This is a genomic window from Enterococcus sp. AZ196, from assembly GCF_050498845.1.
In the GTDB taxonomy this organism is placed as follows: domain Bacteria; phylum Bacillota; class Bacilli; order Lactobacillales; family Enterococcaceae; genus Enterococcus_A; species Enterococcus_A murrayae.
Map to the genome: position 1 here is coordinate 2788338 of NZ_JBIPAM010000001.1, position 25572 is coordinate 2813909.

Consider the following 25572-nt stretch of genomic DNA (forward strand, 5'->3'; position numbering starts at 1 on the left):
ACGGAACATTAAGAACCCCATATACTGAAGCAAAGCTGTTCATTTTAGTAAGATAGGCACTTTGTTAAATGAATAAGTAGACTTTGTCTTGCTTATTTAGATATAAATCAATAGAAAGAGGGAATAGAAATGTTTAAGCGCATTCACTTAGTCGTTATGGATTCTGTTGGTATCGGAGAAGCACCAGATGCTGAAAAATTTGGAGATGTTGGTTCAGATACATTAGGTCATATTGCTGAAAAAGCTGGATTGACTATTCCGCATTTGGAGCAGCTTGGCTTGGGGACGATCCGTCCATTAAAAGGCGTAGAGGCTGTCGCAGATCATGATGGCTATGCGACAAAATTAGAAGAAATCTCTGTTGGGAAAGATACGATGACTGGCCATTGGGAAATTGCTGGTTTGAACATCCAAACACCTTTCCGCGTGTTCCCAGAGGGCTTCCCGCAAGAATTGTTAGATAAAATCTCTGAGTTTTCCGGCCGCGGTATTATCATGGGTGCCAACAAACCATACAGCGGAACGGAAGTTATTGCTGATTTTGGCGAAGAACAAATGAAGACTGGCGACTTGATTATCTATACTTCTGCAGATCCTGTATTGCAGATCGCTGCTCATGAAGAGATTATTCCGTTGGAAGAATTGTATAAGATTTGTCAGTATGTCCGTGATATCACGAAGGATGATCCTTATATGATCGGACGAATTATTGCTCGTCCTTACTTAGGCGAACCTGGCAACTTCACTCGTACCAGCAATCGACATGACTACGCACTTGATCCATTTGGAAAAACGGTCTTGGATTCATTGAAGGACAACGGTAAAGATGTGATCGCTGTCGGTAAGATCAATGATATTTTCAACGGACAAGGAATCACAGATGCCGTTCGCACGAAGAGCAATATGGACGGTGTTGATAAATTATTGGATGTAATGAAGAAGGACTTCACCGGCTTGAGCTTTACGAACTTGGTTGATTTTGATGCTTTGTTTGGTCATCGCCGCGATGTGGTGGGTTATGCTCATGCGATCGAAGAATTTGATTTGCGGATTCCAGAAATCTTGGAAGCAATGCAGGATGACGATTTATTGATGATTACTGCCGATCATGGGAATGATCCAACATTTACAGGAACTGACCATACGCGTGAATATGTCCCATTTTTGGTTTATAGTAAAAAAATGGCGGCACAAGGAAAATTGCCGCAGGGCTATTATTCAGATATTGCGGCGACGATTGCGGAAAACTTCGACGTGCCTGCAACTGAAAACGGTGAAAGCTTCCTTAAATTATTAAAGTAAGAAACAGGAAATAGTTAGACACCAAAAAAAGGAAGCACATCCAGCTTTTTATTGTTCATTTGAGGCAAGTCGCTTAGCCGACCATTTTCTGGAACAATGTTAAAAGAGGATAGTTTGATAATATATATGGCGAGAATTAGATTTATTAATAAGAAATAGGAGGATTTTATGACAGACTTACAAGAAAAAATTCAACAGACGGCTAGTTACATCCAGGACAAAGGAGTTGCAGACGCTGCGTTTGGTTTGATCTTAGGATCTGGCTTGGGCGAATTGGCTGAAGAGATTGAAAACCCTGTAGTGATCCCGTACAATGAGATTCCACATTTCCCTGTTTCAACAGTGGTTGGACATGCTGGACAATTAGTTTATGGCCGCTTGGCTGGTAAAAATGTTTTGGCGATGCAAGGTCGTTTCCATTACTATGAAGGAAATACGATGGAGACAGTGACTTACCCGGTTCGTGTCATGGCTGCGCTGGGTATCCATTCAGTGGTTGTGACAAATGCGGCTGGCGGTGTGAATGAAGGCTTCCAACCAGGGAATTTAATGCTGATCACAGACCATATCAATTTCATGGGAACGAATCCTTTGATTGGACCAAATGATGAAAATATGGGGCCACGCTTCCCAGATATGAGTGCGGCGTATACGAAGGACTATCAGGACAAAGCACGGGAGGTTGCTGGAAAACTAGCAATCGGTTTGCAAGAAGGTGTTTATATGGGCTTCACTGGCCCAACGTATGAAACACCAGCAGAGATTCACATGGCTCGTGCAATGGGTGCTGATGCTGTAGGCATGTCAACTGTTCCTGAAGTAATTGTAGCGGCACATAGCGGAATGAACGTTTTAGGCGTTTCTTGTATTACCAACTTAGCCGCGGGCATGCAGGCGAATTTGAATCATGCAGAAGTGGTGGAAACGACGGAACGTGTTAAGGAAGACTTCAAAAAATTGATCAAAGAAACATTGGCAGTTTTATAGAAAGTTTATTACTATAATAAACGTAATGAAAATCAATCCACTATTATGAGGAGGAATACAATGAGCGTTCATATCGAAGCGAAACAAGGGGAGATCGCAGATAAAATTTTGCTGCCGGGAGATCCGTTGCGGGCAAAATTTATCGCGGAGAATTTTTTAGAGGATGCGAAATGCTATAACAACGTGCGCGGGATGTTAGGTTATACAGGAACTTATAAAGGTGAGCGCGTTTCCGTTCAAGGTACAGGAATGGGGATGCCATCTGCTGGGATCTATGCACAAGAGCTGATCCAATCTTATGGTGTGAAAAAATTGATTCGTGTAGGAACTTGCGGAGCGTTGTCAGAGGACGTGCATGTTCGTGACTTGATTATTGCTCAAGGTGCAGTGACAAGTTCATCAATGGTGAAGAAACATTTCCCAGACTTCCACTTTGCACCGATCGCTGATTTTGATCTGATGATGAAGGCCTATGAAGTGGCGAAGGAAAAAGACTTTACCACTCATGTTGGAAATGTGTTGTCAGAAGATACCTTCTACAAGGATGATTTAGCACCAACCTTCAAATTAGCGGAATACGGTGTCTTAGGTGTTGAAATGGAAGCAGCGATCCTATATTACTTGGGTGCGAAATTCAATGTTCAAGCACTAGGCATTATGACAGTCAGCGACCATATGGTGACTGGTGAAGAAACAACCTCGGAAGAACGCCAAAATACGTTTAAAGACATGATGTATGTTGGATTAGAAACGCTTATTGCGAAATAAATTTGAGAAACCGTCCTTCAATTGTGAAGGGCGGTTGTTTTATCAGCTTGTTCCCAAGTTTACTGGACAATGAATCAAGAAATATTCGGTATAATAGATGGAAAGAAACTACAGGAGGCTCAAAAATGAAACTTGTTGTACGAAAACGCATGGTAGGGAATATACCTTTGCTGGAGATTGTTGCGGAAGATAAGATTTATGAACCGCTGCCCTTAATCATTTATTATCATGGCTGGCAAACGGCTAAGGAGTTGGTGCTGACACAAGGGCGGAAGCTGGCGGCAAAGAATTTTCGGGTCTTGTTGCCAGATGCGGCGAATCACGGCGAACGTAAAACGAAAACTTCAGAGATTCCTTCGCTGACTTTTTGGGATAGCATCCAAACAAATCTATACGAGTTTGGTTATCTGATCGATTATTTTGAAAATCTTGGATTGGTGATGGGACAAATTGGTGTCGGAGGGATCTCAATGGGGGGAATCACGACCTGCATGCTGTTGACGCAGCATCCGGAGATTAATGTCGCTGCTTGTGTGATGGGGTCTCCCGCACCAATCAGCTATCGGGACCGAATCAGTATGCATGCTGGCGAGTTAGGTTTTTATTTACCTAAGGATTATCACCAGTTGACTTCCTGGCTGGAGAACTATGACCTATCGTTAACACCGAAAAAAGTAGCGGGACGCCCATTATTTTTCTGGCATGGGACAAAGGATGAAAAGGTTCCTTACCAGCACACGTCTGACTTTGTCGAAGCGAACCAGCAGGATAATATTACTTTCATCAGTGCGGAGGAACGACATTTCGTCCAGATCGCTACGATGGATCAGATCACGGAATTTTTTGCAGATCATTTGCGGAACTGATTCTTTTGAAGGAAACCGTCTACTAATCGGTCAAATCTGGCAAAATCAAGTGAAGTTGGTTTCATTCTATAAAAATTTGGCTTATGATAAATGAATAGAAGAGAACAGGGAGGAAATTTTTAATGGAGAATTTTGATTTTCATGTCACGACAGATATCCGCTTTGGGAAAGATCGTTTGGCTGAGCTGCCGGAAGTATTGAACCAATTTGGCAAACGAGTGCTGATCGTTTATGGCGGCGGAAGCATTAAGAAGATCGGTTTATACGATAAGGTGATGGAGCAGCTGAAGGCGAATGGCAATGAAGTCTTTGAACTAGCTGGCGTGGAACCAAATCCGCGGATTGAAACGGTGCGTCGCGGTGCTGAGATTTGCCGGAAAGAAAATGTCGATGTGGTTTTAGCAGTCGGCGGCGGTTCAACGATCGATTGTGCGAAGGTCGTCGCGGCAGCTACAAAATTTGATGGGGATGCTTGGGATTTAGTACTGCAACGTCGTAAATATCAAGGCGGGGCATTGCCATTAGTGACGATCTTGACTCTTGCTGCAACCGGCAGTGAAATGAACAGTGGAGCTGTGATTTCCAATCTTTCAACACATCAAAAATTAGGAACCGGCAGTAAAGCGATGCTGCCTAAAGTTTCTTTCTTAGATCCGCAAAATACCTTCAGTGTCAATAAATATCAAACTGCTGCAGGCTCTGCGGATATCATGAGCCATTTGATCGAAAACTATTTCAAACGCACAGAAGGAACAGACGTACAGGATTCTGTGTCGGAGGGCTTGATGCGTTCAGTAATCAAAAATTGTCCGATCGCATTGAACTATCCGGAAGATTATGATGCTCGTGCCAACTTGATGTGGGCTAGTACGCTGGCCTTAAACGGCTTGACTGGAAACGGCAAGCCAGGTGCTTGGTCGTGTCATCCGATGGAGCATGAGTTAAGTGCTTTTTACGATATTACTCATGGTGTCGGTTTGGCGATCTTAACCCCCCGTTGGATGGAATATGCCTTAAATGATGAGACGGTCGATAAATTCGCAAACTTTGCATGGAATGTCTGGAATGTTGAAGAAAAGGTTCCGATGCTGGCGGCCCGCATCGGTATCCAAAAATTATACGACTACTTTAAAGCTTGCGGTATTCCGATGACGTTGCCTGAAGTCGGCATTGATGAGGAAAAATTTGACGAAATGGCGAAGCAAGCCGTTGATCACAGCACGATCAAAACGGATGCCTTTGTTCCGTTGGACGAAGCAGCAGTCAAAGAAATCTATACAGCGTGTCTGACAGAAAGCACTTTTGAATAACAGAGAATAACAGAACGGCGACTCATGACGAGTCGCCGTTTTTATTTGGCATAATAAAATGTAAAATCCGAGCAAGTGTTTTTTGCAGGATCTCTGAAACTTTTGGATGGGACAGAAGATAAGTGATAAAGACGCTGCCAGCCACTAAGAGAGCCAAATGAAGTGCCGGATTTTTTTCGAATTGTGTGAATTCTACTAAGGGCGACACTAGATAGACATGGAGCAGATAGATCGCCAAGGTCCGCTGTCCCCATTTTGTGAAAAAATGCGGCTTGTTGTTGACCAGGGCCAGAAAAACAAAGATAAACGCAAATCCTATCACGTATAAAAAGATAATCGTTAACAGGTTTTGCAGTAAAGGGACAGGAAAGAAAGCATAAGCCCGATCCCGCCATAAAAGCTCCGGCGGCAAATTGTTTTTTGTCCAAAAATAGGCATTCACGATCCCAAAGATAATGATGCCAAAACTGATAGCCTTTCTAAAAGGAACCTTGCGGATGCGGGCAACATGATCTGGTGTGGTGAAATAGCCGGCTAAGAAATAGGGCAGGAAGCCCAAGGTTCGAGCCATTGCCATATACGTTCCAAACTCAGTCAGGAAACCCGAAAAAATCCCGACAATAAAGCTTAAAATTAAGATTCTTCGTACTTTTACGAGGTCTGGTAGCAATAAACGCCAGATAAACATACAATATAAGTACCAAAGGGTCCAACCCGGACTCAGGATCATGAATTGATCGATTTTACCGATAGCCAACATGATCAGCGTTAAAATTAGATTTAACAGCAGATAAGGCACTAGGAAGGTTTCCACCGCAGTGGAGCGGCCTTTGGCTAATTTTTTTGAGAAATAACCAGAAATAAAGATAAAAACGGGCATATGGAATAGGTAGATAAAGACGTAGAGAAACTCTCCGATCTTGTTATCTAAACGAAAATATTCCAATGCGTGTCCTAAGACCACGAGCAAAATCAAGATTCCCCGAATATTGTCGAAAAGGTATTCGCGATTCGGTTTTGTGATTGTGGACACCTCCTTCAGATTCCGTTATGCTTAAGAAGCAGACTATGATGGTCTACTTTGTCTATTGTAGCATGAAAAGTCGAGTTCTATGGGATTATCTTGGAATTATTTGGAGGATACAGCGATGCGCTATTCAGCGAAATTTGTCAAAAATGTTTTTAAAGTGATCAATATGAAAAAACTTGTAGGGGCAACGATGGTCGCTCCGCCAAAGCGGCGACGCCTAATTACTCGTCAGCTTTCTCAAACGGATATCCCACAAAAAATCACAGAGATCGATGGGCATCAGTTGATCACGTTATTTCCCGGACACCCGACGAAGCGCCATGTGTTCTATCTGCATGGGGGCGGTTATGCATTAGAGGCTTCCCCGTTTCATAAAGAGATCCAAGAACGGTTCGTTAAGCGCTATAATCTAAAAGTTAGTTACTTTGATTATCCTCTGGCACCGGAAAATACGGCGGAGAAAACCGTGCCTTTAACGGAGATGGCCTTTAGACAATTAACTTATTTGTATCCGGATGACTGCTTTTTCTTGTTTGGTGATTCCGCAGGCGGCGGCTTGGCAATGAGTTTGGCTCAGCATCTGCGCAATATTGCTCTGCCGAAACGCCCAAAAAAAATGGCATTGGCGTCACCCTGGCTGGATGCTTCCTTAAGCGACCCGCGTTCACAGGAGCTTCAAGAAAAGGACGTCCTGTTGGAAAAAGATCTGTTAGCTGAAGCAGGCGAGAACTATGCCGGCGAGCTGCCTTTAACAGACCCAATGGTTTCACCTATCTACGGAAATTTCGATGATTTGGGTGAATTATTGGTAGTGGCAGGAACAGATGAAATTCTGTATCCGGATGTATTACGTCTAAAGGATCGGATCAAGCGCAGTCAGAAAACAACCATGCATTTGGAAGTGGTAGAAGGCATGATGCATGATTTTGTCGTTTACCCATTGAAAGAATCGCTCCCGTATGTTGATCAAATCGGGGAGTTTTACCAGTAATGGCTGCTTCTTGTTAGAAGCAATACACTTGATAGGAGGGGAAGGATGGCACAAAAATCACGTTCACGCGCGCCATGGCAGCAGAAGGTAATCCAAATACTGCCTGTCATTGGTTTAGCGGCGTTTGTTTTTATATTGATCTACACACGACGCTCCGGGATGTTTAGCTCGGTAGCGGATCTGCAGCATTTTATCAGGAATTTTGGTAACTTTGCTATTGTAGCCTTCATCGTCGTGCAAGCGATCCAGCCGATCATTCCTTTTCTGCCTGGTGGGATTGCGACGATTGTTGGAATGCTGATGTTTGGCAATATTCCTGGGATTATATATAGTTATATTGGACTGGTAATAGGAGAAATCGGCCTGTTCTTATTGGTACGACGCTTTGGTCCAAAGTTTGCCCGTCTTGTTTTGTCTGAGAAGAATTTTCAAAAATTTGAAGCGACTTTACAGGGGCATACACAGGACATCAAGAAATTGTTGATCATTTGCTTCATTTTTCCATTCTTACCAGACGACCTGACGTGTCTGGTGGCGGGAATGACCGATCTTTCTTTTCGGGAGTACCTGAAGATCATTTTGCTATTTAAGCTTTGGTCTGTGGGAGCATATGGCTACTTCTGTCTGTTTGTCTTGAACAAAACATTGACTGGTCTTTAGAATAATCAAGAAAGAGAACTGATTTTTTTTAAATCAGTTCTTTATTATAGTGTTTGGGAGGAAATAGCATGATTCATTATGGGATTTTAAGTACCGCACAAGTGGTTCCGCGTTTTGTGGCGGGAGTAAAAGAGAGTAAGGAAGGCACCGTTTCAGCGATCGCCTCGCGAGGAATCGAAAAGGCCCAAAAAATGGCGCAGGAATTAGACATTCCCAATGCTTTTGGCAGCTATGAAGAGCTGTGTCAAAGCGAAGATGTCGATATCGTGTATGTGGCGGTCTATAATAAGGCACATTATGAAGCGGCAAAATTGGCATTATTGAATCATAAGCATGTTTTGTTGGAAAAGCCTTTTACTATGACGCTTGCACAAGCAGAAGAGCTATTTACGATCGCCGAAGAACGCAAACTGTTCTTGATGGAAGCTCAAAAAGCTCTTTTTTTGCCAATCACCGATCAAATTCAGCAAATCATTCAAGCGGGAAAAATCGGTGCCGTTCGATGGTTGGACTCGGTAACGGCGTATCCCAACATTGATCATATTTCTTGGTTTCGTGATCTGAGTGCGGGTGGCGGCATCTTTCGCGGTGCGGGAACCTATCCGTTAGAATACATGCAGCATTTACTAAAGACCTCGCCAGCTGAGTTCAAGGGAACGTTGACTTTTCCAGAAGGGCAATCGGATGCTCAGGCACAAGTAACATTGAGCTTTCCCAATGGCGTGTTGGGCACCATCTTTTTGACGGTTGATTTAGATTTACCCAAACAGATGATCATTTATGGGGACAAGGGCAAAATCATTGTTCCTGATTTTTGGAAGACGGACACTGCTGAGATTGAGTATCTGGATGGCCAGCGGGAAACATTGCATAGCAGCCAGAACAGCGAGTTTGTTTTTGAAGTGGATCATGTGAATGCGTGTTTGAAGCAAGGACGGCTAGAAAGTCCAGTTGTCACAAAGGAGCTGACCTTAAAAACAGTAGCGATGACTGAAGCAATCTATAAAAGCAATCTATAAAAACAATCAAAAGTGATTGTCAAAGGCTACATGGATGTGCTATAGTTTGTCTCATGCGACGAGTCGAGTGGATCTGAAAAATGATCCTTCGATACCAGAGGCACAAGGACGCAAGTCACCTGTCGGATTTCAGGGTGTCGGAAAGAAGCTTAGTGGACGAAGAACCTTTCTATCAAATTTTTGATACTGGTGAACCCCTCTTAGAATTTATTCTAAGAGGGGTTTTTTGGTTTGCCGGAAGGTAACTAAAACGAACATCTTTCGTCTGTCCTGATTGGTTGTTTGAAGCGATATTCCTGCTAAACTCCTAAATAAGGAGGTTGGAATAATATGAAAAAGTTGAATGAACTGATGATTGATAAAAATTTATGCTTTTTACGAAGACAATATCATTACACCTTGGAAGAAGTCGCTGGAAAATTAGGTGTCACACGGCAAGCAGTTTCGAAATGGGAGACGGGAGAATCGATTCCAGATTTAGTCAATACGTTATCACTTGCTGATTTGTATAATGTTACGATCAATGATTTGGTATCTTTTAATGAAGAGACTGCTGGTACAAAAATTCCGCCAAAGGGTAAGCATATGTTTGGAATAGTAAAAGTACAAGAGCGAGGTCAAATCGTGATTCCAAAAGACGCACGGGATATTTTTAATATTAGCAAAGGGGATAATTTTGTTTTGCTGGGCGATGAAACACCAGAATCATTTGGTTTAGCATTGGTTCCAGCAAAATTATTTCTGGGGTTTTCAAATGTTTTGCTGGAACAATTGAGAAGTGAGGAAAGTGATTAGAATGGAGATACTCTTGGAAACGAATCAATTAACGAAACGATATGGGAAGTTTACGGCGTTGGAGGAGGTCTCGATCGAACTGAAACGCGGGGAGATTTATGGCTTGATTGGTAAGAACGGTGCGGGGAAAACAACAATTATGCGTTTGATTGCGGGACTCAGCTTTCCTACAAGCGGCACTATTACGCTTTTCGGTAAAAAGAAGCCTACACAAAAGGAGCGGGAAAAAATCGGTGTGATGATCGAAGCACCGGCTATCGTGGGTGATTTGACGGCAAAAGAAACATTGTTCTATTTTGGCAAATTGAAGGGGATTCGTAAGGATGAACAAATGATTGATCAACTTTTGCTGGAGGTTGGCTTGGAGAATACCGGTAAAAAGAAAACAAAAAATTTCTCTTTAGGAATGAAGCAGCGTTTAGGGATCGCTATCGCATTGTTGAATGAGCCTAAGCTGTTGATTTTAGATGAACCCACCAATGGACTTGATCCAGTAGGTGTCGTAGAGATTCGCTCACTTCTAAGAAATTTGCTGGAAGATAGACAGTTGACGATTTTGCTGTCTAGTCATAATTTGCCTGAAATGTATCAACTAGCAACGGAATATATTATCATCCATAAAGGAAAAATCATTAATCAGGTCAGTTTAAATGCATTGGATAAACAAACGCAGCACTATTTACGGATAGCTTCGAAGCAATCGGAAAAGCTCCAGCAGGTGATCACAAAAACGTATCTTAAGGGTGAATATGCGATCCAGAAAAATCAGGAGGTATATCTTTATCAATATGAAGAGCCGGAGCAGGTCATGAGAAACCTATTCGCAGAAAATATTTTACCGGTGACATTTGTCGAGCAAGAGGATACCTTGGAAGAATATTTCTTATCATTAGTTGGGAGCGATAGCAGATGATTGATTTGATGAAAGCTGATTTTTTTAAAGCACGAAACTCATCGGTATTGTTTGTATTATTTTTCTTTGCTTGTTTCAGCAGTGTGTTCATGTTTGTCAGTGCTCATATTGTGGCGGAAGACATCGAGAAAAGCTCGATACTTCAGCTTGCTTCCTTCTTTTCAGATACACAAATGATTTCTTTATTAGGATGTATTTTTGTGGGGATATATCTGTGTCGGGATTTTGATGAAAAAGCGATTGAGCAAGCGATTGGTTCTGGGAAAAAACGCGGACAAATTATTGCGAATAAAATACTCATCTTAATCTTGTTTGCTTTTCTACTCTACTTGCCGTATGTTGCGGGCAGTATTTTTTTTGGTGCTTCATCGATCTCTGCCGTGGCATTCATCCAGACGGTACCGCTAAAATTTGCGGCAGAAAATTGTTCGCTTCAGTTAAATACTGAGACACTATTGAATATCAGCAAATTATTTTTCTTAAGTGCATTTACGATGGCTGGTCAATTATCGATCACAATACCGTTTGTTTTTTTATTGAGGCGTTCAGTTTCGGTGTTAGCCTCTTCATACTTGCTGCTGCTTTTATTAGGTCCGGTGGCTTCGTTGAACAGCACTGTAAAAGATGGATTGTCTTTTACACCATTTTATCTGAATCCCGCTAAAATGGTCTTGGGTCTTTCCAATGAATTTTTCTTCCAACGGGTTTTAATAAATAGCTGCTTCATTTTGTTAATGGCGGGTATTTCATGGCTCATATTCCGCAAAAGTGAATTATAAACGTGCAACCTCTTAGATATTTTTCTAGGAGGTTGTTTTGCTAGGGGGGAGCCCAGTTTAGAGGAGCTTTTTAAGAGGCAAAAAAGACGATCGAATATGTCGGTCGATCGTCTTTGTCAGTTAGTTTTTAATTTTGGAAAGAGAAACTAACTGAGGACAGTATAGCATAAAAGTAGTTTTTACTTTCGAGGACGTTTATCAGCCAAGCGGCAGTTTAGCCGGCTCATTCTCTGAAATGAACAAAAAGTTAGATTTATGCTCTGAAACTGTGCGTAATTTTAGTTTAATTGCGGCTGTTTATTTTTTTGAATCATAATTTTTCGAACCATCGCTTGAAAATTTTTCAAGTCTTCATACTTGTCTTTGCACTCCAAAAAGAGGATCGGCTTGTTTTTACTATTTTGGACTGGGAAGAATTTATTGGTACTGATGATCAAATCGACGGATTCATCTGCCAGTAAAAAACGATTAGGATCAACAAAGTTCAATTTGACTAGACCGCCAGTACTTTTCGTAAAGAATTTTTTTAGCCAAATAGAATTGAACTCGCCCTTTGAATCGTCGATGAAGATCGATAATTCGTATTCTGTCATAAATTCATTGGCGATGCTCAAGGCCGCGTAAAGAAAGATCGCATAGTCAAGCTGGGAATAGATCAAACTATTTCGCGGACAAATGGTTTCAAAACGCAGGCGTAGGTTTTCTTGAACGATTGCCATGTCCTCGGGATAAAGATTGTAATGCTCGCCGATCGGTACATAGTTGTAAAAGCTTTTGAATAATAGTCGTGTGTGAATGACATACAGCTCCTTTTCCAACTCCTCATAGTCAAATTGGAAGTGGTTAAAGAGCAGGCCGATATTCTGAAAGAAAAACTGATTGGCTTGATAAATATTGGAGTCGATTTCTTTGTGGTACTTTTTAAGCGCTTGATAGAATTTATTGTTTCGATAAAAGACCATTTTTGATTGTAGGAATAATAGCATAAAGCACAATTCATCTTTGAAATTTGGATAGGCCAGCACATTTTCTTCAGTAATAAAATCGAAATGCTGGACGAATTCGTTCCCAATGAGGATCGACTCGATCGGCAGTTCATTGTTTTTGATCTTTTGATCGGCTAAATAGCGAATCAGTGTAATGTCTACTAGATAGTCATATTGAACCTTGGTGATGGGATCGATTTGATCGGCTAATAAAAAACTAAGCTTCTCAAAAATAAAATTTTTCTCTGGTGAGTTTTCAATATTGAAGGGGTGACCATAACCGCCGTACAGCTGCCAAAAGAAACTCAAAAAGAACAGGCGAATGGTTGGCTCCAGCCCGGATAATACCAGCTCGCCATTTCGGATATGAAGATCGATATTCGCTTCTTTAAGGAAATCCCGGACCTCATACACATCCTTTTTCAAGGTCGAATAGCTTAAATTATAGGTATCCATCAAAGAATCCATGGTATTTTCTTTGTTTAGCAGCAGACCTTCAAGCAGCTCGATCTTGATGGAAATATGATAGATGGCTAAGGATAATTCTTTATTTTCAGCGTAGCTGCTTTGAATGATTTGGTAGCTTCGATCTGAGAGAACAAGAGGGGCAGAGCCGATTCGTTTGCCCACCTCATCGGACAGTACCGTTAAGCGGTCCAAATATTTTAATGTCGTTCGTTTCTCAAAGCCGACTTGCTCTGAGATTTCATTGATATCGTGGAAGCCGGGATTCTCTTTTAAATAAGTGAAAATAGCGAAAAGCGCCTGACTTTCAAAATCCAATAATACATCAATGCTCATGAATGAACACTCCTTTTTCATAATAGGGATTCATTTTTAATAGATAGAACTCGTCTGATTTTCATGCCGCATACCATTTTCTTCACAGGCGAAAACGGACCGATTGGCATCCTCCAAGTTCAACAGTATAAGGGGACAGCATTAAAGGAGGACTAAGGACTATGTGAAAGTTGATTTAGAGATGTCTGCGAGGATTCTCTTTTTTTTAGGCTTTATTTGTGAGGTCTATCATTTGCTGCAAAAAAAGGGACGGTTTGTTCCAAAAATTTGCGGTGATTTGCTGCACAATTCAGACCTTTTTCTTTTTTTCTTAAAAAGTGTTTTTATATTGTGAGAAAAGACGAGAGAAAGTGGCGATGAATAAAGGGTTTCTGCCATTATGATGGGAGTATTTCTTTTAATAAACCTTCTAATAGAGGGCTGAAACACGGTTTGACTTTGATTTATATAAGGCTATTATGATGGCTGTAGTTCGGAAGTGCGCACTTCGATTGCAATGAATTTAAAGGATGTGTCACAAATGAATAACGAAGAGAAGACCACCTCTTTAAGCGATCATAACCAGCTTACAGGTGTTCAATTGTTCTCAATGACTACTTCAATGGTCATGACTGTCTACGGGTTTGCGGCTTTTGCTAAACAAGGACCAACAGCTTTGTTCTTTCTATTTTTAGCAGGTATTCTATGGTTTATTCCCGTAACACGTTCCGCTGGTGAAATGGCTTCGATCGATGGTTGGAGCAAAGGCGGGATCTTTACTTGGGGACGTCACATGTTAGGGGAACGTCTTGGTTGGTCAGCACTATTTTATCAATGGATCCATATTACTGTTGGTATGTGTACCATGATGTATTTCATCATTGGTTGTTTATCAATCACGTTCAATGTTCCAGTTATCAATACGAATCCATTGTTCAAATTCATCATTATGATGGTCATCTTGTGGGGCTTGATCTTCGCACAACAACGAGGAACAAAGATCACAGGAAAAATCGCGCAATGGAGTTTTACGATTGGTGTCATTATTCCAGTCTTTCTATTATTGTTTTTAACGATCACTTATTTGGTTAAGGGCAATCCAATGCTGATCAAAATCAATCCGCATACGATCCTGCCATCAAGCTGGAGCGGTAATGTATTAGTTGGATTTGTTCCATTTATCTTAGCCTTTGCGGGTGCTGAAGGATCAGCGACTCACGTAAAAGATTTAAAGAAACCTTCTGTTTATCCTAAAGTCATGATGGCTTTGGCAATTTGTGCGATTGCATCTGATATTATCGGAACAATCTCAATCGGAGCCACGATTCCAAACGCTAAAATCCAATTAAGTACAGGGATTGTTTATGCTTATGGGGCTTTGGTCCAACAATTTCCATGGATCAATGTTGTCTTTATTGAACGTTTAATTGGGCTATTACTTGCGATCGGAATCATCGGCGAAATCAGCAGCTGGGTCGTTGGACCAAATGCTGGGATGTACGAAGCGGCTAAAGAGGGGTATTTGCCAGAACGTTTCGCAAAAACGAATGCTTACGGCGTTGAAACGAATGTTATGGTCTTGCAAGGTGTGATCGTTTCGATCATGGCTGCACTATTGACTTTCGGTGCTGGCGGCGATAAATCAAATCTTTCATTCCAAACAGCGATGAGTTTGACCGTTGCATTGTATACCTTAATGTATATGCTGATGTTCGTTACTTATTTGGTTTTAGTATTCAAACATGACGATTTGAATCGGACATTCCGTGCCGCAAAATCAAAAGTAATGCGTGTCATCATGGGTGTTTTGGGTCTCGTTTTATCAGCATTCGGGTTTATCGTAACATTCTTCCCACCAGCTGCTTACAGTGCACAGCAAAAACATACGTATCTAACATTGCTGTTGACCGCGTTTGTTGTTGTTTTCTTTATTCCATTGATTATGTATCAATTCCATGGAAACTGGACACTTCATCATCATGATAAATCTGGAGATTTACATCACCAAGCTCATTAAGAAGTTTTTATACGTTGAATAAACCAGGAATCCTTATTGTTGATTTTATGCTCCTGTGTTTTAGAAGACCAGTTTCATAGACAATGAGCATTCGCTTCATTTTAGAGTTAAGAAACTAGCACGACCATTTCAATTAAGGAGATTTTTAACATGCATACAGATTATTTAGAAAGTTCATTTTTAGGAAGTAAAGAAGCTGCTCGCAGCATGCCTAAACAAGTGTTGCCTGATGAGGGTATGAACCCAGACACAGCCGAGACGCTCGTCAATCATATTCGTTTAAATGAAGCAAAGGCCGATCAAAACTTGGCAACATTTTGTACCACTCAAATGGAACCACAAGCGGACCGCTTAATGCTTGGATCACTTGAAACGAATGCGATTGACAAATCAGAATATCCAAAAACCACAGCAATGGAAAACTATTCAATTAGTATGATTGCACATATGTGGAATATTGGTGAAGGCAAAGAATTATACAAAGACTTCATCGGAACTTCAACAGTTGGTTCTTCAGAAGGTTGTATGCTAGGCGGTCTTGCTTTATTACACAGCTGGAAACACCGTGCCAAAGCAGCAGGTCTAGATATCGACAACTTGCATGAACACAAACCAAACTTAGTTATCATGTCTGCATTCCAAGTTGTATGGGAAAAATTCTGTACGTACTGGAATGTCGAGATGCGGGAAGTTCCAATGGATGAAAACCATATGTCATTAAATACGGACATCGTTATGGATTATGTGGATGAAAACACCATTGGTATCGTAGGAATCCAAGGGATTACTTACACCGGCGAAGTAGACGATATTCAAAAACTAGATGAACTTGTTTCTGAATACAACAAAACGGCACAACTACCAATTAAGATTCATGTCGACGCAGCATTTGGCGGCTTCTTCGCACCATTTGTTGATGGTTTCAAACCATGGGACTTCCGTTTGAAAAATGTAGCATCAATCAATGTTTCAGGGCATAAATACGGGATGGTTTATCCTGGGATTGGCTGGATTGTTTGGCGTGAAAATACGGAAGAATACTTACCATCAGAAATGCGTTTTGCTGTGCCTTACCTTGGCAGTAGCGTAGATTCGATCGCTATTAACTTCTCTCATAGCGGTGCACACATTGTTGCGCAGTACTACAATTTGATTCGTTTTGGCCGTGAAGGATTCACAGCTATTATGAACAATGTAAGAGAAGTATCAAAACGAATTAATACTGAATTAAAAGCGCTAGGTATTTTTGATATCATTAACGATGGGTCAAAATTACCAATCAACTGCTGGAAAATTGCGGATAATATCGAATTAACTTGGAATTTATACGATTTAGAAGACAAGTTGAAAGAATATGGCTGGCAAGTGCCTGCTTATCCACTTCCAAAAGATCTTGACGATGTTACCATCAGTCGGATCGTCGTTCGCCCAGCTATGACTATGGCTATCTGTGATGATTTCATCGATGATTTACATCGTGCAATTGACGATCTAAATAGTAATCATTTGATTCATCACGCATCTTAACCTATAATAGCATCTGTTATTAAAGCCCTGATAAAGTACCCTTTTTATTAGGGCTTTTAAACTGGAGGGAATCAAATTGAAAAAAGACAAAGTAGAAGTTACCGGCGACGTACGAGTGAGATACGCACCAAGTCCAACAGGTTTTTTACATTTAGGAAATGCGCAATCAGCGTTATTCAACTACCTGTTTGCTAAGCATTATAACGGCACTTGGGTTTTGCGAATCGAAGATACTGACTTGAAAAGAAATGTTCCGCATGGTGAAGAAAGCCAGATGGAGAATCTTCATTGGTTAGGTATCGACTGGGACGAAGGTCCGGATAAACCGAAAGTTGAATTTGCCCCTTACCACCAAAAAGATCGTGTGAACTTGTATCACAAATACGTACAGCAATTACTAGACGCAGGTCTTGCGTACCGCGACTATGCGACTGAAGAAGAATTGAAAGAATTACATGACCAACAAATCGAAGCCAAAATCGCCCCTCATTATGATGGACGCTGGTATGGCGCGACAGAAGAACAAATCAAACAAGCCGAAGCAGAAGGGCGTAAATCTACGGTTCGTCTGCATTTGCCTGAAAACCACGTGTATGGTTGGAACGACATGATCAAAGGCCGCGTGGAATTCAACTCAGACAATATCGGTGGAGATTTTATCATTGAAAAAAGCAACGGCATGGCTACTTATAATTTTGCCGTAGTGATCGACGACTACCTAATGAAGATGACACATGTTTTACGAGGGGATGACCATATTGCGAATACCCCAAAACAAATCGCCGTATACGAAGCACTAGGTATCCCACAACCGCTATTTGGTCATATCACACTGATCTATAGCTTGGATACCCATAAAAAATTAAGTAAACGGGACAAGAATACGCTGCAATTCATCAGCCAATACCGTAAATACGGCTATTTGAATGAAGCGCTGCTGAACTTTATTGCTTTTCTTGGCTGGTCACCAGTTGGAGAAAAAGAACTGTTCACTCGAGATGAATTGATCGAAGCCTATGATATCAACCGAATGTCAGCATCGCCTGCTTACTTCGACCAAAAGAAACTCGATTGGACAAATGCTGAATACATCAAAAAAACTTCTGTAGAAGAATTAACAAGACGGATCATGCTGTTAGTTGATGCCGCAGAAACAGAAGTAGCAGAACAATTAAAAGCCATCGGGATCGAAAATGACCTTGATTTTGTAAAAAAAGTCGTGGATATCTATCATACAGAAGCCAAGACTTTGATGACATTCATGGAAAAAATCTTGTTTATCAAAAATGCCAAACAAGTGACCTTCACTTATACCGACTTGGCAGAATTTGATAGCGAAAGTGTCAAACAAATTTTGACTGCAATGTCAGCAGAATTGAAAAATGCGACAGCACCCGTGGACTATTCAGCAATTATATCCGCTGTTCAAAAAGCGACTGGACAAAAAGGACGCAAGCTGTACATGCCATTGAATGTCGTATTCACCGACAGCAAATCTGCACCGCAAATCACAGATATTCTATCAGTAATGCCGAAGGATACCGTGCAGCATTTGATCGACAATGCATTGGCTTTTTTGAATAAATAAAGTAAAAAACTGCGATTCTCGTTGAGAGTCGCAGTTTTTTTGCCAGTCATTAGACTTTAAAATTTCAGATGCATTTGTTTCTGTTTAAAGATTTTTCCAATTAGAATTGAATGGTTCACTTCATCAATTCGATAAAAGAGTGCATAGCTTTGACCAATTAAGATTCGATACGTCGGAATATCAAAACTATATAAAGGAGAAATATCTTCATGCATTTTAGGAAATAGTTTTAATAATTCTAGTGAGCGATAAATTAATTGAACGAAGTGTTTGATTTTTTCTTCTGAAAGAAAAAGATCGTTTTCCCATTCTGAAATAATCTGTATCAAACTATCTTTAAAAGAGACGGAATAAACGAGCTGATAAGACTCCATCATTCACCCCAACCATATTTGCCAAAGAGCGTAGTCATTTCTTCTTCAGAAACAGTATTATTTGTTTTAAACTCCGCAAAACTCTCTTCGATTAACGCACGATCTTTCTTTTTTGCGACTTCTTGGGCATCTAAGATGAAATAATTTCCCTCTTTTTTAACATCCAAGATATCTCCTTCATGTAATCCCCATTCTTTAGGAAAAATTCCCCCAACGGAATTTCCGATCTTTCGTACTTTGATTTTTCCCATTCAGATCACCTCTTTTTACGAAATTATAACATGTTATAACTGTTTAAGAAAGTTATGATTATCTAGTTGCAACTCAAAAAAGGATTGATATGATGAGAATAGAGCCATTAATATGAAAATGGTATCCGGAATGAAAATCAATCGATTTTAACTAAAATTGAACCATTACTATGAAAGAGGTGAGAGGATGATTGATCAGAGAGCGCTGTTTTTGTATCCGCAGAATCAGCGGGTCATTTTTCGGAATAGGGATTGTTTGTATGTGAAGCCGCATGCGGCATTGCAGCAGTATATCTCTAACTACACGCTGACTTTTCCAGGAAAACAGACGATTTCAGAAGAATACACGATCATTCCTCATGGCTGTGCAACGTTGACCGTTGCTCTGAAAAATCACGTATTCAGCAGTCGGCTATTTGGTCCAGCTACTAGGACAGCGTGTGTGGGCGACCAAGCAGGGACATTCGATCAAATAGTTATCGTGGAATTTCAACCGGCTGGGCTATATTCCTTTTTAGGTTTTAAGCAAAATGAAATTGTTGATCAGAACTTCTCCTTTGATGCAGTCCAGCCTAAGCTGAATCGAGCAATAGTGGAATTGTTGGAAACGGCAGGGAGCGTTCAAGAGCTGTTGACTGGCATCGATCACTTATTTTTGCCGGCCATTTTAGCAGATTGTCCGCCAGAATTAAAGGCTGCAACAAAAACGATCATCCGTCAAACTGGGAATGTTTCTTTAAAGGAGTTGTCGAATGCCGCATTCTACAGTGAACGGCATTTAACACGGCTGTTCAATGAGTATCTGGGAATGAGCACTAAAACCTTCTCCCGACTGGTTCGGGTCAATCAAACGATTCGATTGCTGAATCAGCCGCAAGGAGATATTACTACGGCGTACGAAGCCGCTGGATACTATGATTTTTCTCATTTCAATCGCGATTTTAAGCTGGTAACAGGAAATACACCGCAGGCCTATCAGCAAAAGATGTCCGATTTTTACAGTGAAATCGCAAAGTTCTAAAGGTATAGTTGAGAAAAAGAAAGGCGAGTCGAGTAACGGCTCTGACGGGTGATAGCGATGAATTATAGCGGAATATTATTGGCAGTGAAAGATATGACAAAATCGAAGCAATTTTATGAAGGGGTCATGGAACAAAAAATAGCGATGGATTTGGATAATATCCATGTATCCTTTGAGAGCGGCTTTTCTTTGCAGGCCGATTATGAAGGGCTGCTTGGTGTTCCCTTGAATCCAAAGGAGCAGCCGGATAATTTTCAGCTTTATTTTGAAGTTGAGGATTTGGATAAGTGGGAAGAGCGGCTTTCAAAAGTCGACGGCATCGAGTTTCTGCACCACAGCAAAGAGTATCCTTGGGGACAACGAGTGATGCGATTTTATGATTTTGACAAGTATATTGTGGAGGTCTCCGAAAGTATGGCAAGTGTCGTGAAGCGCTTCTTAGCTCAAGGGCTGTCAGTGGAAGAGACCGCTGAAAAAACAATGTTTCCAGTGGAATTTGTTCAACAGATTGGGACTGATTAGCAGCGAGTAAGGCTGGAAAAAGGTGCTGGGACCTGCGAAGGAAGTTGCAAGACACCAAAGATATGCGTAAAATGACCTTAATAAGAAAATTCTTTTGGAGGTAGTCGCAATGAATGAACATGATATCGTGCCGCCGATCCAGCCAAATGATTTTATCGATCCTGTAAAAAATGAACAGCAAGCGATGCAAAACTTTACGCTTGAAGATAGACAGCAACATGTCGGGATCAAAGAAATCAAGAATAAGAACAATGAAGATATTCTGGTCGTAGTCGCTGAACCCAAACCTGTTTCGATCGATTTGGAAAAGGACCTATTGATGAAGGAAAAGCGACGGGACAAAGGAGTAATCGTCGACTGATCATTAAAGCTAGTATAAAAAACACGATCGCATGATTTTTGCGGTCGTGTTTTTGTTTAAATAAATAATGCTTTATAAAGTGCAATCGCTACGATTGAAGCAATGATCGGTGCTAAAACCGGCACCCAAGAATAGCTCCATTGTGAATCGCCTTTGTTTTTCAATGGCAATAAGGCATGCATGATCCGAGGGCCTAAATCACGAGCAGGATTCAAACCTGGTCCAGTTGGTCCGCCAAAGGATGCGACTAATGTCCAAACCAAGAACCCTAACGCTAAATGCGCTGTTCCCAAATTATCTTGGAAGAAGGGTGCTTTGGTAATGCCAAGTGCACCAAAGAATAAAATGAATGAGCCGAAGAACTCATTTACGAATCCGTTGAATTTAGAACCAACACTATTAATCGTTGAAAAGGTTCCTAAAACATGCAGCTTGTCTTCTGTTTGATCGTAATAAGGTTTGTAGCTGGCTACTACGACTAGTTGACCAACCATTGCGCCAAGAAATTGAACGACGATGTAAGGCAAAACTTCCGCCCAAGGGAACAGGCCGCTAACCGCTAAACCAATTGTAAACGCCGGGTTGATGTGGTTGCCGCTGATACCGCCAAAAATCATTGCAGGAATCATGACCCCGCATCCATAGCCTACGGCAATCAACATCCAGTCACTGCCGTAACCCTTTGTTCCTCTTAAATCAACATTGGCAACTGCGCCATTTCCCAGCATTACTAACAAAGCAGTCCCCAAGAACTCAGCTGCTAACCGAGTAGTCAGTGAATAATCCATAAAAACCTCCTAAGAATAATTGAAATGAAAATGTAAATGAAAATTTCATTTTATATCTTAAGCCCATTCTTTGTAATTAGCAAATGTTAACCTCAGAAAAGCGGAAAATTTCTATAAGAAATGACAACGCTGGTTATTCAAGCAGCTTCACACTGATTTTTAGCAAAAAAAGTGATTAAACAAATCTGCATATCCTGAAGTTCACAGCAGGAGAGAATTGTTCTGAGGAGTTTGAACATAAAAAAATCCCGTTCAATTGAACGAGATTTCTAGTTTATTAACACGAGGTGGCGAAAGTTTGGATTGTTTTCAATCAGCTTATGCGCACCATAGAAATTTTTATCTGAAAAACCATTCAGCTGCGCTGTCAAAATCGATTTTAACTGATCCTTTTCCCATAAATAGACCAGCAGCTCCATGATTTTCCGTGAATACTCAATGCCTTCTTCGCTGGCAAAGGAAGCCTCCAAGAATTCTTCGCAGTAAAAGTTCAGATAGTCTGGATCAAAATTCTTGTTTTTCTTTTTAGTGAAATGCAGGAGTAAAACATTGGCAGTGTCCTTGAATTCAGCAAGGTGGTCGAAGCTTTTTTCCTTTTCGGTATCCAAGTTGATCACGTAGTCAACGGGTGTCATTTCAGCGCCGTTCAGTTCTCTTGATAGATGCGTCGATTGTGAGAATACGACATCGGCGCCCATATTTTTGATCCAAATTTCTGAATTGTTTTTGTTGATCGTCGCCGCGACCTTCAAGCCAGCCCACTTAGCTAGTTGGATGATGGTGGCGCCCAGCCCGTCAGACGTATTCAAAATCAGCAGATTCCCTTGGTTTTTCCCGGGCTTTGGTATTAATTCCAGCTGCTTGAACAGTACTTCAAAGGCTAAGAAAAAGCTGTAGGAAAAAGCAGCTGCCTCATCTGTAGGAAAAGAGTCCGGTAATTTCACGATGGAACGAATATCCGCAATCTGGAAATTGCTGTAGCTGCCGTATTTTCCCACTTTGTTTACGTACAATACCCGATCACCGACATTTAATCGCGGGTTGCTGCTGCCTAGGCGTGTAATGATTCCCACGCCGCCGAAGCCTAAAATATAGGGTTTTTTCGACCCTTTAATTGTTTGGCGAATCTGAGTGTCTAAGGTACTGATAGAAATAGCGGAAATTTTTATCATGACATCATTTTCCCGTAATTTTGGGAGCATGATTTTGTAGTGTTCAAATTTTTTGTCTTCTTTTAAACGAAATTTTTTCTCGAACCCAATCGCGTCTGAAATCATTCGTTTTACCCTCCTCAGAAATAACTTTCTGAATATCCAATAATAAAATGGCTACTTATAATATACTTGATTTAACAAAGAGAGGGAAATAATTTCTTTAAAATATCAAAAGAACTCCGCGGTTTTATCAAAATTTCAACGAGTTATTTGTCAAAAGCGCAGAAGAAGGAAAAAGTCGCAGCTGTTTCACGCAGAAATTATTTGCACTTAGCTTGTGAGCCTGACCTAAGATAGGTAGAATTGATTTATTGAGCAAAAAATAAAGAAGCAGGGGGAATAACATGTTCACTGAAAAAAGTTTTGAGGTTTTTGAAGTTGACGGATTGGATGAGCGAATGGCTGCTATTCGCAAGGAGATTCAGCCGACTTTTCAACAATTAGATGAAGTGTTTCAACAAATGCTGGAGCCATTGTTGGATGAGTCATTGTTTATCCACATTGCTCAGCATCGTCGTCGTACGACTTATCCACCAGAAAATACGTGGTCAGCCTTAAGTCGGCAAAAACGCGGCTATAAGATGGAGCCCCACTTCCAGCTGGGAATCTGGCCGGAGTATGTTTTTATGTGGCTTTCCTGCATTGATCAGCCGAAAAATGAGCAGGCGATCGCACAAACACTGCTGGATAATCCGCAGGCGTTCACTGGGTTATCCCCAGATTTTGTTTTATCCGGTGATCACACGAAGCCTAAAGTGGAGGAGTTATCACCAGAAAGCACAGAGCGGCTGTTGAAAAGATTTCGTGATGTGAAAAAGGGAGAGTTTCAGATCGGACGAATCATTAAAAAAGAAGATCCGATGTGGAAAACACCTGAAGCAGCGCAAGCATTTATGCTGGAGACCTATCGACAATTGGTACCAATCTATCAATTAGCCAATCAAGCAAGTTTTGCACAGGTGGAAAATTAGGGGACATTTTTAATCTTTTATAATTAGTATGAGCTGGACAGCGAATTTTTCGCTGTTTTTTTTATCCGGCGAAGGCGAAAAGAAATAGTTAGGAGGATTGGTTAGTCTGAAGCATTTTTGATAGCGTTAAAAAAATCCAGCGTTTTTGAAGAGCGGGTTATTTTCAAGAGAAGTTTAAAGAAGTTATTGAAAGCGTTTTAAACAAATGTCCATTTCAGTGGACATAAGAAAAAATGTACGACAGTTAAAAAGAGCTATATTAAGGACAAGGAGGTTGACAAAATGCAGCTAAGCAAACGTGAAACACAATTGATCGAATTGTTTATCAAACATGGGATGACACTTACCGCTCAAGAGTTAGCTGAATTTGCCAATGTTTCCACGAAAACGATCTACCGAACGATCAAAAAAATCAATGAAGCTTCGGACGTAGGGGAACTGATTTTAGCAGAAGTCGGCAAGGGGTTTCGTTTAGATTATGACAATTATTTAAAAGAAAGTGTCCGCAAGCGCGGAGAAAATACGGTCCAAGGTCCGTTGGAAAGAAGAAATACGATTTTGCTGACCTTGTTATTCAAATCGCCGAAAAAGGTGCTGATCCAAGAGCTGTTCGCAGAGTACTATGTCAGCTCCACTGTGATTGCGAATGATTTGGTACGGATGACGGAGTTTCTGCTGGATTATCAACTGGCGCTGATTCGCAAGGGGCAGAGGGTCTCAATCGAAGGGACGGAAAAGCATATTCGCAAGGCCGTCAATCATTTGATCAGCGCGAATCGGGTCTGGGAAGAGGATTTTTCCACCCAGCAAGAAAAAATCAGCTCCTATGATATCAACTTTATCACATCCTTGTTGGAGTATATCGAGCGGAAATTGCAGAATGGGATCGCATATCCCTATAACAGCAATATCTTCTCTCATATCTATATTTTGATCAAGCGGGTGCGAGAAGGGGAGATCCACGCGGATACCTGCGCAGAATTACTGGACCCTGATGAAGAGGACTTGATCACGCAGTATGATCAGCTGTATCAGCTTTCTAAAATGGTCATCACGAAGCTGAATCGCTACTTAGCGATCGTTTTGCCAGAAAGCGAGACCTTCTATCTATTCCAGTACTTGATTTCCTCACGGATGGAAAAGGAACCGATCAAATTGAATCGGAAATCCAAAGAGGCATTAGCGATCACCGATTTCTTTGCAACGGAAATGAGTCGTTTGATGGGAATGAAGGTCGATCAACAGCTGAATCGCCAAGATCTGTATGAGCATATCGATCCATTATTGTATCGCTTAAAAAATGAGATCATCGTTAAAAATGATTTGCTGGGAGATATTAAGCTGGAATATCCAGAGGTTTTTCAACAGGTCCAGCAGGTCAGCCAAGCGGCGGAGGAAAAGTATCACTTAAATGAGATTTCTGAAGATGAGATCGGCTTTTTGACCTTATATTTTGTGAAGTATAAGGAAATGATCCATTCAAAAAAACGGGTACTGATCATGTGCAGCAGCGGTGTAGGAACTTCGGAGCTGCTGAAGGTGAAGGTGCGCAAGGCTTTTCCTGAATTAGAGATCGTCGATGTTTTATCGGCACGGAAATTTACCAAGGCACCAGAGAACTATCAGAACATCGATCTGATTTTAACGACAGTCAATTTGACGATCGAAATGATGATCCCAACGATTTTAGTCAATTCAGTATTTACCAAGCAGGATGAAAAAAGAGTGAAAGAGATGTTAGGAGAGATATAA

25 protein-coding genes are annotated in these 25572 nt (G+C 41.1%); 19 read left to right on the forward strand and 6 right to left on the reverse strand.

Annotated elements, in window-relative coordinates; translation table 11 throughout:
- The first annotated feature begins 129 nt into the window (after nucleotides 1-129).
- From deoB to IGI67_RS13425, 5 genes are all read left to right on the forward strand, one after another.
- The gene (deoB, locus tag IGI67_RS13405; protein WP_429958033.1) at nucleotides 130-1302 is read left to right on the forward strand and encodes a phosphopentomutase; all 1173 of its coding nucleotides are present in this window, start codon (nucleotides 130-132) and stop codon (nucleotides 1300-1302) included.
- Between the two features lie 168 nt (nucleotides 1303-1470).
- Nucleotides 1471-2289: a purine-nucleoside phosphorylase gene (locus IGI67_RS13410; protein ID WP_429958034.1), complete on the forward strand. Its 819-nt coding sequence runs from the start codon at nucleotides 1471-1473 to the stop codon at nucleotides 2287-2289.
- Between the two features lie 60 nt (nucleotides 2290-2349).
- On the forward strand, nucleotides 2350-3057 hold the full coding sequence (gene deoD, locus IGI67_RS13415; protein WP_429958035.1) for a purine-nucleoside phosphorylase: 708 nt from the start codon (nucleotides 2350-2352) through the stop codon (nucleotides 3055-3057).
- A gap of 125 nt (nucleotides 3058-3182) precedes the next feature.
- A complete protein-coding gene (locus IGI67_RS13420) occupies nucleotides 3183-3923 on the forward strand; it encodes an alpha/beta fold hydrolase (protein ID WP_429958036.1) in 741 nt (246 codons plus the stop codon).
- A gap of 122 nt (nucleotides 3924-4045) precedes the next feature.
- On the forward strand, nucleotides 4046-5233 hold the full coding sequence (locus IGI67_RS13425; protein WP_429958037.1) for an iron-containing alcohol dehydrogenase: 1188 nt from the start codon (nucleotides 4046-4048) through the stop codon (nucleotides 5231-5233).
- Between the two features lie 22 nt (nucleotides 5234-5255).
- On the opposite strand, the gene IGI67_RS13430 is transcribed toward IGI67_RS13425, so the two are convergent.
- Complete coding sequence (locus IGI67_RS13430; RefSeq protein WP_207107219.1) at nucleotides 5256-6266, reverse strand: acyltransferase family protein; 1011 nt, start codon at nucleotides 6264-6266, stop codon at nucleotides 5256-5258.
- Between the two features lie 115 nt (nucleotides 6267-6381).
- Between IGI67_RS13430 and IGI67_RS13435 the strand changes: the two genes are divergently transcribed.
- From IGI67_RS13435 to IGI67_RS13460, 6 genes are all read left to right on the forward strand, one after another.
- Nucleotides 6382-7254: an alpha/beta hydrolase fold domain-containing protein gene (locus tag IGI67_RS13435; RefSeq protein ID WP_207107220.1), complete on the forward strand. Its 873-nt coding sequence runs from the start codon at nucleotides 6382-6384 to the stop codon at nucleotides 7252-7254.
- 45 nt (nucleotides 7255-7299) lie between these two features.
- Entirely contained in the window at nucleotides 7300-7914 is a 615-nt protein-coding gene (locus tag IGI67_RS13440; protein WP_429958038.1) for a TVP38/TMEM64 family protein, read from the forward strand.
- A 68-nt stretch (nucleotides 7915-7982) separates the two neighbouring features.
- Complete coding sequence (locus tag IGI67_RS13445) at nucleotides 7983-8933, forward strand: Gfo/Idh/MocA family protein (RefSeq protein WP_429958039.1); 951 nt, start codon at nucleotides 7983-7985, stop codon at nucleotides 8931-8933.
- Between the two features lie 330 nt (nucleotides 8934-9263).
- The gene (locus IGI67_RS13450; protein ID WP_429958040.1) at nucleotides 9264-9728 is read left to right on the forward strand and encodes a helix-turn-helix domain-containing protein; all 465 of its coding nucleotides are present in this window, start codon (nucleotides 9264-9266) and stop codon (nucleotides 9726-9728) included.
- A 13-nt stretch (nucleotides 9729-9741) separates the two neighbouring features.
- Nucleotides 9742-10641, forward strand: a complete 900-nt coding sequence (locus IGI67_RS13455) for an ABC transporter ATP-binding protein (RefSeq protein ID WP_429958041.1) — start codon at nucleotides 9742-9744, stop codon at nucleotides 10639-10641.
- The gene (locus IGI67_RS13460; protein ID WP_429958042.1) at nucleotides 10638-11420 is read left to right on the forward strand and encodes a hypothetical protein; all 783 of its coding nucleotides are present in this window, start codon (nucleotides 10638-10640) and stop codon (nucleotides 11418-11420) included. The genes IGI67_RS13455 and IGI67_RS13460 overlap by 4 nt, the downstream gene beginning before the upstream one ends.
- Nucleotides 11421-11698: 278 nt before the next feature.
- Here the strand turns inward: IGI67_RS13460 and IGI67_RS13465 are convergent, their stop codons facing one another.
- The gene (locus IGI67_RS13465) at nucleotides 11699-13207 is read right to left on the reverse strand and encodes a helix-turn-helix domain-containing protein (RefSeq protein ID WP_429958043.1); all 1509 of its coding nucleotides are present in this window, start codon (nucleotides 13205-13207) and stop codon (nucleotides 11699-11701) included.
- Between the two features lie 520 nt (nucleotides 13208-13727).
- Between IGI67_RS13465 and IGI67_RS13470 the strand changes: the two genes are divergently transcribed.
- From IGI67_RS13470 to gltX, 3 genes are all read left to right on the forward strand, one after another.
- Nucleotides 13728-15203: an amino acid permease gene (locus IGI67_RS13470; protein ID WP_207107224.1), complete on the forward strand. Its 1476-nt coding sequence runs from the start codon at nucleotides 13728-13730 to the stop codon at nucleotides 15201-15203.
- Between the two features lie 150 nt (nucleotides 15204-15353).
- Nucleotides 15354-16730 (forward strand): glutamate decarboxylase, encoded by a 1377-nt coding sequence (locus tag IGI67_RS13475; RefSeq protein WP_207107225.1) that lies wholly within the window; start codon nucleotides 15354-15356, stop codon nucleotides 16728-16730.
- Between the two features lie 76 nt (nucleotides 16731-16806).
- Entirely contained in the window at nucleotides 16807-18318 is a 1512-nt protein-coding gene (gene gltX, locus IGI67_RS13480; RefSeq protein ID WP_429958044.1) for a glutamate--tRNA ligase, read from the forward strand.
- A 56-nt stretch (nucleotides 18319-18374) separates the two neighbouring features.
- Here gltX and IGI67_RS13485 read toward each other — a convergent pair whose 3' ends face one another.
- Nucleotides 18375-18692, reverse strand: a complete 318-nt coding sequence (locus IGI67_RS13485; protein ID WP_429958646.1) for a type II toxin-antitoxin system RelE/ParE family toxin — start codon at nucleotides 18690-18692, stop codon at nucleotides 18375-18377.
- Entirely contained in the window at nucleotides 18692-18943 is a 252-nt protein-coding gene (locus tag IGI67_RS13490) for an AbrB/MazE/SpoVT family DNA-binding domain-containing protein (protein ID WP_207107227.1), read from the reverse strand. The genes IGI67_RS13485 and IGI67_RS13490 overlap by 1 nt, the downstream gene beginning before the upstream one ends.
- Before the next feature lie 187 nt (nucleotides 18944-19130).
- Between IGI67_RS13490 and IGI67_RS13495 the strand changes: the two genes are divergently transcribed.
- From IGI67_RS13495 to IGI67_RS13505, 3 genes are all read left to right on the forward strand, one after another.
- Nucleotides 19131-19964, forward strand: coding sequence for a helix-turn-helix domain-containing protein (locus IGI67_RS13495; protein WP_429958045.1), 834 nt, complete (start codon nucleotides 19131-19133; stop codon nucleotides 19962-19964).
- 57 nt (nucleotides 19965-20021) lie between these two features.
- Nucleotides 20022-20486, forward strand: coding sequence for a VOC family protein (locus IGI67_RS13500; protein ID WP_429958046.1), 465 nt, complete (start codon nucleotides 20022-20024; stop codon nucleotides 20484-20486).
- 109 nt (nucleotides 20487-20595) lie between these two features.
- Entirely contained in the window at nucleotides 20596-20847 is a 252-nt protein-coding gene (locus IGI67_RS13505) for a hypothetical protein (protein ID WP_429958047.1), read from the forward strand.
- A gap of 56 nt (nucleotides 20848-20903) precedes the next feature.
- Here IGI67_RS13505 and IGI67_RS13510 read toward each other — a convergent pair whose 3' ends face one another.
- On the reverse strand, nucleotides 20904-21635 hold the full coding sequence (locus IGI67_RS13510; RefSeq protein WP_207107231.1) for an MIP/aquaporin family protein: 732 nt from the start codon (nucleotides 21633-21635) through the stop codon (nucleotides 20904-20906).
- A 269-nt stretch (nucleotides 21636-21904) separates the two neighbouring features.
- Nucleotides 21905-22912, reverse strand: a complete 1008-nt coding sequence (locus tag IGI67_RS13515; protein ID WP_429958048.1) for an alcohol dehydrogenase catalytic domain-containing protein — start codon at nucleotides 22910-22912, stop codon at nucleotides 21905-21907.
- 281 nt (nucleotides 22913-23193) lie between these two features.
- Here IGI67_RS13515 and IGI67_RS13520 point away from each other — a divergent pair, with 281 nt between their 5' ends.
- The gene (locus IGI67_RS13520) at nucleotides 23194-23820 is read left to right on the forward strand and encodes a DUF1054 domain-containing protein (RefSeq protein WP_429958049.1); all 627 of its coding nucleotides are present in this window, start codon (nucleotides 23194-23196) and stop codon (nucleotides 23818-23820) included.
- A gap of 282 nt (nucleotides 23821-24102) precedes the next feature.
- Complete coding sequence (locus IGI67_RS13525) at nucleotides 24103-25572, forward strand: BglG family transcription antiterminator (protein ID WP_429958050.1); 1470 nt, start codon at nucleotides 24103-24105, stop codon at nucleotides 25570-25572.

What these genes read in the sequence shown, in the direction of transcription:
- IGI67_RS13475 (WP_207107225.1), top strand. Translation starts at nt 15,354, where the DNA reads ATGCATACAGATTATTTAGAAAGTTCATTTTTAGGAAGTAAAGAAGCT.
- IGI67_RS13470 (WP_207107224.1), top strand. Translation starts at nt 13,728, where the DNA reads ATGAATAACGAAGAGAAGACCACCTCTTTAAGCGATCATAACCAGCTT.
- IGI67_RS13490 (WP_207107227.1), bottom strand. Translation starts at nt 18,943, where the DNA reads ATGGGAAAAATCAAAGTACGAAAGATCGGAAATTCCGTTGGGGGAATT.
- IGI67_RS13435 (WP_207107220.1), top strand. Translation starts at nt 6,382, where the DNA reads ATGCGCTATTCAGCGAAATTTGTCAAAAATGTTTTTAAAGTGATCAAT.
- IGI67_RS13425 (WP_429958037.1), top strand. Translation starts at nt 4,046, where the DNA reads ATGGAGAATTTTGATTTTCATGTCACGACAGATATCCGCTTTGGGAAA.
- IGI67_RS13515 (WP_429958048.1), bottom strand. Translation starts at nt 22,912, where the DNA reads ATGATTTCAGACGCGATTGGGTTCGAGAAAAAATTTCGTTTAAAAGAA.
- deoD (WP_429958035.1), top strand. Translation starts at nt 2,350, where the DNA reads ATGAGCGTTCATATCGAAGCGAAACAAGGGGAGATCGCAGATAAAATT.
- IGI67_RS13485 (WP_429958646.1), bottom strand. Translation starts at nt 18,692, where the DNA reads ATGGAGTCTTATCAGCTCGTTTATTCCGTCTCTTTTAAAGATAGTTTG.
- deoB (WP_429958033.1), top strand. Translation starts at nt 130, where the DNA reads ATGTTTAAGCGCATTCACTTAGTCGTTATGGATTCTGTTGGTATCGGA.
- IGI67_RS13520 (WP_429958049.1), top strand. Translation starts at nt 23,194, where the DNA reads ATGTTCACTGAAAAAAGTTTTGAGGTTTTTGAAGTTGACGGATTGGAT.
- IGI67_RS13460 (WP_429958042.1), top strand. Translation starts at nt 10,638, where the DNA reads ATGATTGATTTGATGAAAGCTGATTTTTTTAAAGCACGAAACTCATCG.
- IGI67_RS13505 (WP_429958047.1), top strand. Translation starts at nt 20,596, where the DNA reads ATGAATGAACATGATATCGTGCCGCCGATCCAGCCAAATGATTTTATC.
- IGI67_RS13510 (WP_207107231.1), bottom strand. Translation starts at nt 21,635, where the DNA reads ATGGATTATTCACTGACTACTCGGTTAGCAGCTGAGTTCTTGGGGACT.
- IGI67_RS13495 (WP_429958045.1), top strand. Translation starts at nt 19,131, where the DNA reads ATGATTGATCAGAGAGCGCTGTTTTTGTATCCGCAGAATCAGCGGGTC.
- IGI67_RS13440 (WP_429958038.1), top strand. Translation starts at nt 7,300, where the DNA reads ATGGCACAAAAATCACGTTCACGCGCGCCATGGCAGCAGAAGGTAATC.
- IGI67_RS13500 (WP_429958046.1), top strand. Translation starts at nt 20,022, where the DNA reads ATGAATTATAGCGGAATATTATTGGCAGTGAAAGATATGACAAAATCG.
- IGI67_RS13420 (WP_429958036.1), top strand. Translation starts at nt 3,183, where the DNA reads ATGAAACTTGTTGTACGAAAACGCATGGTAGGGAATATACCTTTGCTG.
- IGI67_RS13525 (WP_429958050.1), top strand. Translation starts at nt 24,103, where the DNA reads ATGCAGCTAAGCAAACGTGAAACACAATTGATCGAATTGTTTATCAAA.
- IGI67_RS13410 (WP_429958034.1), top strand. Translation starts at nt 1,471, where the DNA reads ATGACAGACTTACAAGAAAAAATTCAACAGACGGCTAGTTACATCCAG.
- IGI67_RS13445 (WP_429958039.1), top strand. Translation starts at nt 7,983, where the DNA reads ATGATTCATTATGGGATTTTAAGTACCGCACAAGTGGTTCCGCGTTTT.
- IGI67_RS13450 (WP_429958040.1), top strand. Translation starts at nt 9,264, where the DNA reads ATGAAAAAGTTGAATGAACTGATGATTGATAAAAATTTATGCTTTTTA.
- IGI67_RS13465 (WP_429958043.1), bottom strand. Translation starts at nt 13,207, where the DNA reads ATGAGCATTGATGTATTATTGGATTTTGAAAGTCAGGCGCTTTTCGCT.